Genomic DNA, 13,311 nt, shown 5'->3' with positions numbered 1-13,311 from the left:
TTAATTAAACCGGCCTTGTCTGATCCAAGACCGCTGACTTTACTAGGTATATCATGACCGAATCTTTTGCAGCCCTCTTTGAAGAAAGCGAATTAAACCTCAACGTTGAAAAGGGTGCAGTCATCCAAGGCGTTGTAGTAAGCATCGACTCTGACTGGGTAACAGTTGACACTGGCCTTAAATCAGAAGGTATTGTTGACCGCGCTGAATTCTTAAATGAACAACGTGAACTTGAAGTTCAAGTTGGCGACACTGTTGATGTAGTTGTTGAAGCTCTTGACAACGGTATGGGTCAAACAGTTTTATCACGTGAAAAAGCTAAACGTGCTGAAACTTGGACTAAACTTGAAAAAATCTTTGAAGACGGCGAAATCGTTACTGGTGTTATCTCTGGTAAGGTTAAAGGCGGTTTCACTGTTGACATCGGTCCAGTTCGTGCGTTCCTTCCAGGTTCTTTAGTTGATACTCGTCCTATTCGTGATACTACTCACTTAGAAGGTAAAGAGTTAGAATTTAAAGTAATCAAACTAGATGCTAAACGTAACAACGTTGTTGTATCTCGTCGTGCTGTTATGGAAGCTGAATCTTCAGCTGACCGTGAAGCTCTTCTTGCTCAGCTTGAAGAAGGTCAAACAGTTACTGGTACTATCAAAAATCTTACTGACTACGGCGCGTTCGTTGACCTTGGCGGTATTGATGGTCTTCTTCACATCACTGACATGGCTTGGAAACGTATCAAGCACCCTTCAGAAGTTGTTGAAGTTGGTCAAGAAGTTACTGTTAAAGTACTTAAATTCGACCGCGAACGTAACCGCGTATCTTTAGGCCTTAAACAATTAGGCGAAGATCCATGGTTAGCGATCATGAACCGTTACCCTAAAGGTTCTATCGTTAAAGCTCGTGTAACTAACTTAACTGACTACGGTTGCTTCGCTGAAATCGCTGAAGGCGTTGAAGGCTTAGTACACGTTTCAGAAATGGACCACACTAACAAAAACATCCACCCATCTAAAGTTGTTCAGATCGGTGACGAAGTTGACGTTATGGTTCTTGAAGTTGATGAAGAGCGTCGTCGTATTTCTCTTGGTATCAAACAAACTCGTGCTAACCCATGGGAAGAGTTTGCTAAAGAACACGACAAAGGTGAAAAAGTTTCAGGTACTATCAAGTCAATCACTGACTTCGGTATCTTCATCGGTTTACCAGGCGGTATCGATGGTCTAGTTCACTTGTCTGACATTTCTTGGAACGAACAAGGCGAAGAAGCTATCCGTCGTTACAAGAAAGGTGACACAGTTGAAGCGGTTATCCTTTCAGTAGACGCTGAAGGCAACCGTATCAGCCTTGGCATCAAACAAATGAACAGCGATCCGTTCAACGATTTCTTAGCTGCTAACGAACGCGGTGCGCTTGTTAAAGGTACTGTAACTGCAGTTGACGCTAAAGGCGCTACTGTTAAGTTAGCTGACGAAGTTGAAGCGACTCTTAAAGCATCTGAAATCAACCGCGACCGCGTTGAAGATGCAACTAAGTTCCTTGAAGTTGGTCAAGAAGTTGAAGCTAAAATCATCAACGTAGACCGCAAATCACGTTCTATCAACTTGTCTATCAAAGCGAAAGACGAAGCTGAAGAAAAAGAAGCAGTAGCTAACTTGAACAAGACAGCTACAGCAACTTCAGACAATGGTCCTAAGACTATTGGTGATTTGATCAAAGCTCAAATGAACCACTAAGTAAGTGTTTGAATTGTATTGTTAATGTAAATTAATTAATATATTTTACACAATTACTGTAACGGTAGCGTAGTAAGTGATTATTACGCTACCGTTTTGTATTTAAACAGGTTATTATCGGGAAACTGATCCTAGGTAGCTTGATAATTAAAGAGGTCGCAGATGACTACTGAAGCACTTAATAAGTCTGACTTAATAGAGCGTATTTCTCTTAAAAACCCACACTTAGCTGAACCCTTAGTGGAAGAAGCCGTTAAGATAATGATCGATCAAATGATCGAAGCTTTGTCTACAGACAACCGAATTGAAATCCGTGGTTTTGGTAGTTTTGCATTACATCACCGTGAACCACGTGTGGGTCGTAACCCAAAAACCGGCAAATCAGTTGAAGTTGCAGCAAAAGCTGTACCGCACTTTAAACCTGGTAAAGCTTTACGTGATGCGGTAAACGAATCTGCAAACTAATTTAAAACATAGTTAGGGGTGTTTATGCGTTACGTATTGGTCGTAATTCTATTAGTCCTATTTGGATACTCATTGGCTTTGGTACTGCAAAACGGAACTGAACTTTCAGTCGATTTGTTGTTTACACAAGTGCCTGCAATGCGTTTAGGGCTTTTATTGCTATTAACATTGTCATTAGGTTTGGTTTTAGGTCTTTTATTGGCAGTGCAAGTATTCCGAGTATTTCAAAATAACTGGGAAATTAAACGTCTACGTAAAGATATTGAGCGCCTACGTAAAGAGCAAATTCAAACTGCTCAACTGGCTGCTGCTGAAGCGGCTGCACATACACGTCATGAAAAAACAGTTTTAGATATTGATGCAAATGAGCGTCCTTCTAACCCGTTATAATTGGGCTTATGAAGTAAATTAACTACTTTTATGAGTATAGTTAAATTTTATATTAAACACTCTGGTGGTTCATCGGGGTGTTTTTTTATGGGCTGAAAAAATAAGCCATATATCTTAAATAAAATAATGAGATAGCTAAATTCAAATTAATCATTTCAATTAACATGAGTTTTATGACTTTCTGATCAAGTTGAATCCATCTATAATGCACTAATTTTGTCAAAATGAAGGGTAAGTCTCTTGAGTATCATCGTTGCACTAGATGCTAAAAGCCAATATGACGCACTTACAATTGCAGAGCAGTTAGATCCTGCATTATGTCGAGTTAAGGTTGGTAAAGAGTTATTTACCCATGAGGGTTCAAGTATCGTTAAAGCATTGCACGATAAAGGTTTTGAAGTATTTCTAGATCTTAAATTCCATGATATTCCAAACACCACAGCACAAGCAGTTTGTGCAGCTGCGGATATGGGTGTGTGGATGGTCAATGTCCATGCATCAGGTGGCCGTAAAATGATGGAAACCTGTGTAGAGCGCCTAAAGGCGGGCAATTACAATACTCAGCTAATTGCTGTTACGGTTTTGACATCAATGGGTCGTGAAGATCTTGCGGAATTAGGCTTAGATGTGGAACCTTTTGAACATGTGAAGCGTCTTGCGACTTTAACGAAAGAAAGTGGTTTGGATGGTGTAGTTTGTTCGGCACAAGAAGCGAAAATGTTACGTGAAACTTTGGGTGCTGACTTTGCATTAGTAACACCGGGTATCCGTCCTGAGGGTTCTGCAGCGGATGATCAAAAACGAATTGTGACACCTAAACAAGCCATGCTTGATGGTTCTACACATTTGGTGATTGGCCGTCCAATTACTAAATCGGATAATATGCGTCAGACTTTAAAAGATATTTTGGCGACACTTTAATATTTACCCTCTCTCTAACTCTCTCCCAAAGGGAGAGAGGAAGTTCTCTCCCTCTCTGGGAGAGGACTTAGGTGAGGGTTAGATAGCTGCTAATATACTCACCAATATAGGTGCAAGTACAGAAAGGATAAAGCCGCTGACCATGGCATGTGGAATAAAATCATTACCACAGGCTTGTTTGACCATAGGTAGGGTGACATCCATAGCTGTTGCACCCGCAGATGAAATTGCAGAGCGTGGGTAGCGCCAGCCAATAATATACATAAATACAATCGCAAAAATTTCTCTGAATAAATCATTCATCAGCGCGATACTGCCTAGATGCGCATTTTTTAATTCAGTCACGACGATGCCTGTCATCGAATAGAAACCATAGCCTTGTGACAGCATAATCAAATCTTTCAGGCTGATTTGTGGCAATAGATAGGCTGCAGCAAAAGCGCCCAAAAGTGAACCGACGATACAGCCCAGAGGAACAAGTAGAATTTTCCAATTTAACCAAGAACGATCGAGCGGTGAGTAGGCGAGATCTAGACCAATCAGAAACATAAAGATTAAGAGTAGATCCCAAGTACTCATATGTGGCTGAAGACTAAAATGTGCTGCCATTTCGGCAAATACATAACCTAAACCTAATGCAATAAAAGCATAGCTAATATTGATGAGTGAGCTTGTTACCAACTGCATGGACACTTTGCCATGACTGGGTTTATAGCCTAAAAGCTTAAATAAAATATAGCAGCAAATAAAAGCACCCACTGAGGTAAATAGTGCAATAAGTACTGATGAAGAAAGGATTTGCAGAGGTGCTGGAATAGTGTGTAATGTTTCGGAAAATTCGATTGCAATAGCAAATAACAAAATATAAGTAAAGTACGGCAGGAGTTTAAAGGCGATTTTTTCAAGCCAAGTGGGTAGGTGACGTGCAAGAATAAAACCAAGCCCTAAACAGGCCAAGAGCTGGAAAATCAACCAGAAAGATTGCATACAAAAATAGGCAGATAATGAATATCTGCCTATTATGACCTGTTATTGCTTAAGCTGCATGACTAGATTTTGTTTTACTGAGGAGTCGAAAATCGGCTGGATTTATTTTTCGAGTAGCCAGCCAATATTTCCATGTATAAGTTGGCCACAGTGCAAAATTTTTACCGCCATTTTGCTGATACCAACTCACGCAGCCTGATTGCCATACCGTACCATCAAGCATGTCTTGTACATGAGTGTTAAATTGATCTTGCACCTGATCTTTGACAGCGATGGCTTGAACATTAGATTTTGAAACCAATTGCATCATTTGTAAGATGTAATCGACTTGTGCCTCAATCATAAATACCACTGAATTATGGGCAAGCACAGTATTGGGGCCTAATAATTGGAATAGATTTGGAAAGCCTTTGGTGCAAATGCCATAAAAACTTTCTGCGCCAGCTTGCCAAACTTGTTTGAGTTCTTGAGCATTTTCACCAATACATTCAAATGATTTTAAATAAATTCTTGGATCGGTAATAAAGCCTGTACCATAGATCAGACAATCGATTTCACGGGATTTTCCATCTTTGGTAATAATGGCATTTTCAGTGATTTCTTGTATTGCATCACTGACCAATTCCACATTAGGTCGATTAAAGGTTGGAAAGTATTTATTAGAAATTAAAATGCGTTTACAACCCATGATGTAGTTTGGCGTTAGTTTCTTTGCAAGTTCAGCATCTTTCACTTGATACTTAATATACAGTTCTGCCAGTTTTTGCGCATATTTCATGGTAGTTGGTTTAACAATTGGCACGACACGTGATTCGTTGGTCCAATACAGGCGAGCGCGGTGAATTTTTCGAAACCAATCATATTTTTTAAATAATGATTTTTCTAAACCATGATAACTGCGTTCATCTCGTGGAATGACCCAAGCCGCGGTACGTTGAAAAACATACAGTTGTTTTGTTTGTGGTGCGATTTCAGGAATGTATTGGATGGCACTGCCGCCTGTACCAATAGATGCGACTTTTTTACCTTCTAATGGATATTGATGATCCCATTGAGAAGAATGAAACACTTTGCCTTTAAATTTTTCAATGCCCGGAATGTGTGGAATTTGCGGGACATGTAGCGGGCCAGATGCAAAAATCACGTATTGAGCGGTAATTTTAACGCCATCTTTGAGTTCTAAATGCCAGTCGCAGGTTGATTCATTGTATTGGCTTGAAAGTACTTCACTGTTAAAGCGACAGAATTGTTTTAAATTATATTCACGGGTGACCTGTTGGATATAGTCAAATATTTCCGGCGCTTCAGCATAACGTTTTGACCAATCTGTTTTGGGTGCAAAAGAAAGCGAATACATATGTGATTGCACATCACACGCAGCGCCAGGGTAGCGGTTTTCACGCCAGGTTCCACCAAAATCATTGGCTTTTTCGAGGATCAAAAAATCTTGATTACCTTGTTGTAAAAGGCGTATCGCCATAGCAATACCACCAAAACCACCGCCGATGATGGCGATTTGTGTATGTATTTCAGAATTGGCTTTTGGGGTTTGCACTGTTTTTGTTTGCGCTTCCTGCATCATTTTTTTAATTCCAAGCGAGATTACAAGTTAAGCATACTTGAGTTCGTGATCAGAACAATATGATTGAGGTGACAGAAAAATTGATCGAAACGGCAATGTTCATAATTGCAAATTTGTAGTAAAAAAGAAGAAATTTAATGTCATTTTACGATTTATGAAACGATCCATTCTAAGCCTGATGTATTTAGTACAAGGAATGCGTAAAGCAGGCGTAGATGTCGATCAACGTTTGCAAACTATTGGGCTGCGTGTCGACGCGCTCGATCCTACTTCAGTGATTCATCCGAGTTTAGAGTGGGATGTACTGAAAGTCATTGGTAAAGATGTAGAACCTGAGCAAGGGTTATTTATTGGTCAGCATTATACGTTAGCGGGTTATGGCCCGTTGCTGATGTTATTGGTCACCAGTGATACTTTACGCCAAGCTTTAAATCAGGGGATTCGCTTTCAACAGTTGACACATCTAACTGGGCGTTTGAGTTTGCAAATCAGTCAGCATAAAGTGGCTTTATGCTACCAACCGCAAGATGTGTATGCGCCACTGGGTGCATTATTGGCGCAGTCAGAGATTTCAGGAACTTATAAATTCATCCGTGATCTGTACAAAATGATGGGGCTATCTACACCACAAGTTCAAATTGATTTGCCGTTTGCTGAACCCAAAGATCCCGAAAAATTAAAAATGTTTACAGATTATTATGGCTCTCAAGTTCGCTTTGGTGCGCCATTTGCGGCATTTTGGTTCGATGAAGATGTTTTAGATATTCGGATCCCTTCCGCAGATATTATTACTTTTCGATTATATGAGTCGAAATGTATTGCGGAGTTAGAACGTTTAAGCGCCGATGAAGATGCGCCATCATTGGTTCAACGTGTGCAAGATTATTTGGAATTACAAAGTGGTGCGATGCCAAGTATGGCAGCAACTGCTCAAGCGTTGAACTTGCCTGAAAGAACTTTGCGTCATCAACTGCAACAGTTAAATACCAGTTATAAGCAAATTCGTGAAGATATTATTAAAGATAAAGCACTCCGTATGATTGAATATAATGAATATTCAATTGAAATGATTGCAGAATTGCTGGGCTATTCAGAACCTGCGGCGTTTAATCATGCGTTTAAACGTTGGTTTGGGCATAGTCCGAGACAATATAATAAATAGCCAATGCGCTTTACTGCCAAAGTGTTATATCTTCGAGTTTATTCTTCGTTATAATTCATTTAGCCCAAAAAAGTATTTAATGATATGTCAGATTTTCAGTCACCACACAACACCGCATTTACTCCGATTTCACCGGCTGAGCGTTATGCTCAAGCCTTAGCATCTGGTCAGTTTTTACCAGATCAGGAACAGGCGCAAGCGGTGCATGAGTTGGATCGAGTTTGGCAAGAATTAATCCAACGTTTTAAGGCTTCTAAAAAAGCGTTTCGTCGTTTCCGTCGTCAAACTGCACCGAAAGGGGTGTATATGTGGGGCGGTGTAGGACGTGGTAAAACGTGGCTGATGGATCAGTTTTATGATTCTGTGCCATTTCGACGCAAAACACGTATGCATTTCCATCACTTTATGCAGTACGTACACCGTGAATTAAATAAACTTTCAGGTCAGCGTAATCCACTAGACCTTGTTGCCGACCAAATTTATAAAGAAGCAGTCGTGATCTGCTTTGATGAATTCTTTGTATCCAATGTCACGGATGCTATGATTTTGAGTGATCTATTCCAAAAATTATTTACGCGTGGGATCACCCTTGTTGCAACCTCTAACATCGCACCAGATGGTTTGTATAAAAACGGGATCCATCGTGACCGTTTTATCCCAACCATCGAAATGGTGAAAAAGAACTGTGTGATTTTAAATGTAGACTCAGGCGTAGACTATCGTTTACGTGTATTGAAACAAGCGCAGTTGTTTAAGTCGCCTTTAACACATGAACATGAGTTGTGGATGGCACAGCGTTTTACAGCATTAACGCAAACCCAAACGGTTTCACAAGAGCCAATTATTATTAATCAGCGTATTGTAGAAACCATTGGTCATACGGAAGATGTGCTGTGGTGTGAATATTCTGAACTTTGCCTAAAACCACGTAGTCCAGCGGACTTTATTGAAATTGCCAATATTTATAATACGGTCTTGGTGAGTAATGTGCCGCACATGACGGATTATTTGTCTGAAGGGACTCGTCGTTTTATCTATCTAGTTGATGAGTTTTATGACCGTGGTGTGAAGTTGTTGCTTACTTCAGAAGATACGATTATTGAATTATATCAAGGTGAAAAATTGGCATTTGAAATTGAGCGTACACGTTCGCGCTTATTGGAAATGCAATCTGATGATTATCTACATACATCTCACCGTCAAATCAATGCACCAGAATCTACAGCAGAAAATTAAGCGTTTCTGTTGGAATGAAAAAAGAACGTCTTGATGGCGTTCTTTTTTTGATTTTTAGTTTTAGATTACATGCATAGATAAGAAAAAGTATAGATCGAACAATCGACTTTAAAAGCGAGGTCGGAAGATAAAAGCATCATTTAATAAGAAGAAGGGTTGTTTAATAATTCATCGATAAAAGCGTTAAATTTAAACTGATTGGTTGAAGTTGTAGCATCGACATTGGCAGCATTTCATGGCTTAATCGAGTGAGTTTGTTTGACGCTTGGGTCTATTTGTTCAGTTTTAGAACAAAATTCTGCACTTAAGTCTAATTTCGACATTTCAAAAACTTTATACACTGTAAAAAGGTATTCAGGCTGATGATGACGTCGTATTTCTGATCTTTATTATGTTGAATGATGAGGGTATTTCATTACATAGAAAATGATCATTATTTAGGAATGTGATAGTACTATTCAGCAAAGTATAAATGGGTATACTAGAATCTCTTGTTATAAAAAATAGCAATATCAGGAAAGACAATGACTGCACGTATTCAAAAAGGCAAGTTAGCGATTGCTAAAGAACTTTACGATTTCATCGAAAATGAAGCACTACCGGGTTCAGGTTTAGACAGTGAAACTTACTGGAAAAACTTTGAACAAGTCGTTGTCGATCTTAGCCCAAAGAACAAAGCACTATTGGCTAAGCGTGACGACATTCAAGCTAAAATTGATGAATGGCACCGCAACAACAAATTTGAACTCGAAGCTTACAAAGCTTTCCTTACTGAAATTGGCTACTTATTACCAGAAGTAGAAGATTTCCAAATCAGCACAGAAAATGTAGACGAAGAAATCGCATTATTGGCTGGTGCGCAATTAGTAGTGCCTGTACGTAATGCACGTTACTGCTTAAACGCTGCGAACGCACGTTGGGGTTCACTCTACGATGCTCTTTACGGTTTTGACGTGATCTCTGAAGAAGACGGCGCGGAAAAAGGTAAGGGCTATAACCCAGCTCGTGGCGCAAAAGTTATCGAATTTGCTAAAAACTTCTTAAATGAAACTTTCCCGCTAGCTAATGGTTCGCATGCAGATGCAACTAAATATGCTGTAGAAGGCAAAAAGTTAGTTGTAAGCCTAAAAGATGGCTCAACTGCAACTTTAGCGAAAGAAGCTCAGTTTGTTGGTTTTAATGGTGACGAAGCTGCACCAACTGAAATTGTACTTTTAAACAATGGTTTGCATGTAATCATTGAAATTGATGCGACGAGCCCAATTGGTTCAACTGATGCTGCGGGCGTTAAAGACTTAGTTCTTGAAGCTGCGGTAACCACAATTCAAGACTTAGAAGACTCAATTGCAGCAGTTGATGCTGAAGAGAAAGTTGAAGGCTACCGTAACTGGTTAGGCTTAATGAAAGGTACACTTTCTGAGTCAATCGAGAAAAATGGTAAGACCATCACGCGTACATTAAATAAAGATCGTACGCACAAAAATTTAATCGGTGGTGAAACTACGCTTCACGGTCGTTCATTGATGTTGCTTCGTAATGTGGGTCATTTGATGACAAACCCTGCGATCCTTGTCGATGGCGAAGAAATTTATGAAGGTATCATGGATGCCTTGGTTACTCCGCTTCTTACGATTGCTGACATCCGTGGTGAAAACACGATTAAGAACTCGCGTAAAGGTTCAATGTATATCGTGAAGCCAAAAATGCATGGTCCTGAAGAAGTGGCATTTGCAGTTGAATTGTTCGAGCGTGCTGAACAAGCGCTTGGTCTACCTGCGAAGACTTTGAAAATCGGTATCATGGACGAAGAACGTCGTACTTCTGTGAACTTGAAAAACTGTATCGCACAAGCAAAAGATCGTACGATCTTTATTAATACAGGTTTCATGGACCGTACAGGTGACGAAATCCATACTTTCATGGAAGCAGGTCCATTCGTTCGTAAAGGCGAAGTAAAGTCTCAAATCTGGTTCCCAGCATATGAAAACCGTAACGTGATGATCGGTCTACAAGCCGGCTTACGTGGTAAAGCGCAAATCGGTAAAGGCATGTGGCCAAAACCAGATATGTTGCTTGATATGTACAAAACTAAAATTGAGCATCCAGAAGCTGGCGCAAGCTGTGCATGGGTTCCGTCTCCATCTGGCGCTGTAATTCACGCGATCCATTACCATCAGTGCAATGTTTCTGAGCGTCAAAAAGAGTTGTTGAATACTCAGCCGCTATCTTTAGATGACTTGTTAACGCCGCCTTTAGCGACAGATACAAACTGGTCTGAAGAAGAGAAAACCAAAGAACTCGAAAACAACCTTCAAGGTATCTTGGGTTATGTTGTTCGTTGGGTTGATTTGGGTGTAGGTTGTTCAAAAGTACTAGATATCAACAACGTTGGTTTGATGGAAGACCGTGCAACTTTACGTATTTCTTCTCAACACGTTGCGAACTGGTTACGTCACGGTATCGTAACTGCTGAACAAGTTGAAGAAGTATTTAAGCGCATGGCGAAAGTTGTGGATGAGCAAAATGCCAACGATCCACTTTACACACCAATGGCACCAAGCTTTGATGGTTATGCATACAAAGCTGCTTATGATTTAGTATTCAAAGGTGGCGAGCAGCCTTCTGGTTATACAGAGCCGCTTCTTCATGCTTACCGTTTAAAATTAAAAGGTTATACAGGTGACTAATCTGTAAATCAAAAAAAGCCTCTTCGGAGGCTTTTTTTATTGCTTGAGAAAGTTAGAATGTCGACAAAAAAAAATAAAAAGGAAACTCCATGTATTTATGGAATGTAAATCGGTTGGTGGATGATATAAGACTGAATAAAGTCTCTGAAACCCATTATAAAAACTACTATATTGCCAGCTCAATATTGATTTTCTTTAGCTACTTAGCACTGATGTTAACCCCAGAATCCAAACCTACAGAAGCTTGGGCTTCGTTTGTTTTACAAGTTGGTCTGCTGATCAGCTGGGTGAATGCCATATTTAAAGCCAATGGCGGCGAGCAAGGCCGAGATTTTTTAAAACGCTTTATTGCATTGTATCTGCCAGTGACGATTCAGAGTTTAGTCCTCTTTATCTTGATCGCTGTTGTTGTCGAAGGGCTGTTACCCATGTTGACCCTAAACATGGAGGAGGCTGCGCTTGAGCAACTCACCACAGTTAAAGATCTAAGTTTTGAAGTCATCATTAGCTGTTATATTTATTGGCGAATCTATAAAACGATGCGGCAGATTCATCAGCCTGTTTAAAGTATAAGGTTGTAAAAGAAGTTAATTATAAAGTTTTATCCTGTTTTTCTCATAGCTTTTCAATGCTGAAGCCTTTACATTGGAATGAATGATAAAAATGGGATGGAAACGATGTCAGCTTATACCGCATTAGATTTGCAATATATTGGTGGGCAATGGCGAGCAGGGACTTCAACGCGTCACATCAAAAATATAAATCCCTTTAGCCAAGCACAGATTTTTGAATTGCAGGCAGCCAGCAGTGTCGATGTAGACAGTGCTTATAGTGCGGCAGAAGCAGCATTTAAATCAGAAAAGACCAAGTCTATTAAAGTACGTCAGCAAGTTATCAACAAATTAGCTCAAACCATTCAGCAGCGCAGAGAAGAAATTATTCAATGGCTGATAGATGAATCTGGGAGTACACGTTTAAAAGCCAATATTGAAGTTGATGCGGCGCTCGGCATTATCCAAGAATCGCTGAGTTTTCCTGAAAAAATGCAAACCACGCAGTTGGAGAGTAAAGATCCGAGTCGAAAGAGTTTTGTCTTGCGCAAACCCTTGGGTGTCATTGCGGTGATTAGCCCTTGGAATTTTCCATTTCATTTGTCGATGCGTTCTGTGGTGACTGCGATTGCTTGCGGCAATAGTGTGGTGCTGAAGCCTGCAACTGACACACCAGTCACAGGTGGAACGTTACTCGGGAAATTATTTGAAGAAGCGGATTTGCCACATGGTGTGTTAAATGTTGTTGCAGGCAGCGGCAGTGAAATTGGCGACTATTTTGTAGAGCATCCTGTACCTAAATTGATTTCATTTACAGGTTCAACTGAAGTGGGTCAACAGGTGGGGGTGAAAGCGCTAGGAAGTTCACGGATTAAGCGTTTAGCGCTGGAACTTGGCGGCAATGCGCCTTTGGTCATTTTAGATGATGCAGATTTAAATTTAGCCGTTGAACTGACCGTGATGGGGCGTTTTTTGCATCAAGGACAAATTTGCATGAGTACCAATCGAGTGATTGTGGATGAATCCTTGCACGATGCTTATGTTGAAAAATTAATTAAACGGGTAAAAAGCATCGTGGTCGGTAATCCGAATGCTGCTGAAACCCTCATAGGGCCCATTATCAACAAGGTGCAGGTCGATAAAATAAAAACCATTATTCAAAACGCCATTCAGCAAGATGCAATTTTAGCCTATGCAGGCGGTATTGAAGATCAATTGGTTGCACCGCATATTTTTACTCATGTCGATGCACACGCTGATATTGCATTAGAAGAAAGCTTTGGGCCAATCTTGCCGATTTTAAAAGCGCGAGATGAAGCGCATGCACTTGAATTGGCGAATTCAACCCGATTTGGTTTATCGAGTGCGGTATGTACCTCAAATTTAGCACGCGGCGGAGAGTTTGCGGCCAAACTCGATATAGGCATGACGCATATCAATGGCATCAGTGTGGCGGATCATTCTAATGCACCCTTTGGCGGTGAACGGAATTCAGGCCTTGGTCGCTTTAATGGTGAGTGGATATTTGAGGAATTTACCCGCACCCATTGGCAAACGTTCCCTGCTTAAAATACACAAATTGAAGTCTATTTTATCT

11 protein-coding genes are annotated in these 13,311 nt (G+C 40.3%); 9 read left to right on the top strand and 2 right to left on the bottom strand.

The window, feature by feature from the left end:
* The first annotated feature begins 53 nt into the window (after nucleotides 1-53).
* From rpsA to pyrF, 4 genes are all read left to right on the top strand, one after another.
* Nucleotides 54-1,733, top strand: coding sequence for a 30S ribosomal protein S1 (gene rpsA, locus FTV50_RS06610; protein ID WP_078193655.1), 1,680 nt, complete (start codon nucleotides 54-56; stop codon nucleotides 1,731-1,733).
* Nucleotides 1,734-1,895: 162 nt separating this feature from the next.
* Nucleotides 1,896-2,198, top strand: coding sequence for an integration host factor subunit beta (locus FTV50_RS06605; RefSeq protein WP_067767464.1), 303 nt, complete (start codon nucleotides 1,896-1,898; stop codon nucleotides 2,196-2,198).
* A 24-nt stretch (nucleotides 2,199-2,222) separates the two neighbouring features.
* Nucleotides 2,223-2,588 carry a lipopolysaccharide assembly protein LapA domain-containing protein gene (locus tag FTV50_RS06600; RefSeq protein WP_180023907.1) on the top strand — a complete coding sequence of 122 codons (366 nt, stop codon included), beginning with the start codon at nucleotides 2,223-2,225 and terminating at the stop codon, nucleotides 2,586-2,588.
* Between the two features lie 240 nt (nucleotides 2,589-2,828).
* A complete protein-coding gene (gene pyrF, locus FTV50_RS06595) occupies nucleotides 2,829-3,509 on the top strand; it encodes an orotidine-5'-phosphate decarboxylase (protein WP_078193653.1) in 681 nt (226 codons plus the stop codon).
* 78 nt (nucleotides 3,510-3,587) lie between these two features.
* Here pyrF and FTV50_RS06590 read toward each other — a convergent pair whose 3' ends face one another.
* Both FTV50_RS06590 and FTV50_RS06585 read right to left on the bottom strand, forming a co-directional pair.
* A complete protein-coding gene (locus FTV50_RS06590; RefSeq protein WP_180023906.1) occupies nucleotides 3,588-4,496 on the bottom strand; it encodes a lysine exporter LysO family protein in 909 nt (302 codons plus the stop codon).
* A 49-nt stretch (nucleotides 4,497-4,545) separates the two neighbouring features.
* Entirely contained in the window at nucleotides 4,546-6,075 is a 1,530-nt protein-coding gene (locus tag FTV50_RS06585; protein ID WP_180024001.1) for an NAD(P)/FAD-dependent oxidoreductase, read from the bottom strand.
* Nucleotides 6,076-6,232: 157 nt separating this feature from the next.
* Here FTV50_RS06585 and FTV50_RS06580 point away from each other — a divergent pair, with 157 nt between their 5' ends.
* From FTV50_RS06580 to FTV50_RS06560, 5 genes are all read left to right on the top strand, one after another.
* On the top strand, nucleotides 6,233-7,240 hold the full coding sequence (locus tag FTV50_RS06580) for an AraC family transcriptional regulator (protein WP_111885051.1): 1,008 nt from the start codon (nucleotides 6,233-6,235) through the stop codon (nucleotides 7,238-7,240).
* Nucleotides 7,241-7,324: 84 nt separating this feature from the next.
* A complete protein-coding gene (zapE, locus tag FTV50_RS06575; protein ID WP_180023905.1) occupies nucleotides 7,325-8,476 on the top strand; it encodes a cell division protein ZapE in 1,152 nt (383 codons plus the stop codon).
* A gap of 524 nt (nucleotides 8,477-9,000) precedes the next feature.
* Nucleotides 9,001-11,163, top strand: coding sequence for a malate synthase G (locus FTV50_RS06570; RefSeq protein WP_180023904.1), 2,163 nt, complete (start codon nucleotides 9,001-9,003; stop codon nucleotides 11,161-11,163).
* A gap of 89 nt (nucleotides 11,164-11,252) precedes the next feature.
* Nucleotides 11,253-11,729 (top strand): hypothetical protein, encoded by a 477-nt coding sequence (locus tag FTV50_RS06565; protein WP_180023903.1) that lies wholly within the window; start codon nucleotides 11,253-11,255, stop codon nucleotides 11,727-11,729.
* Between the two features lie 111 nt (nucleotides 11,730-11,840).
* The gene (locus FTV50_RS06560) at nucleotides 11,841-13,283 is read left to right on the top strand and encodes an aldehyde dehydrogenase family protein (RefSeq protein ID WP_180023902.1); all 1,443 of its coding nucleotides are present in this window, start codon (nucleotides 11,841-11,843) and stop codon (nucleotides 13,281-13,283) included.
* Nucleotides 13,284-13,311: the final 28 nt, after the last annotated feature.

It is taken from the genome of Acinetobacter sp. YH1901134, from assembly GCF_013416965.1.
Taxonomy (GTDB): domain Bacteria; phylum Pseudomonadota; class Gammaproteobacteria; order Pseudomonadales; family Moraxellaceae; genus Acinetobacter; species Acinetobacter amyesii.
The sequence above is the reverse complement of the archived record's forward strand: the minus strand, read 5'-3'. Positions and strand labels throughout refer to the sequence as shown.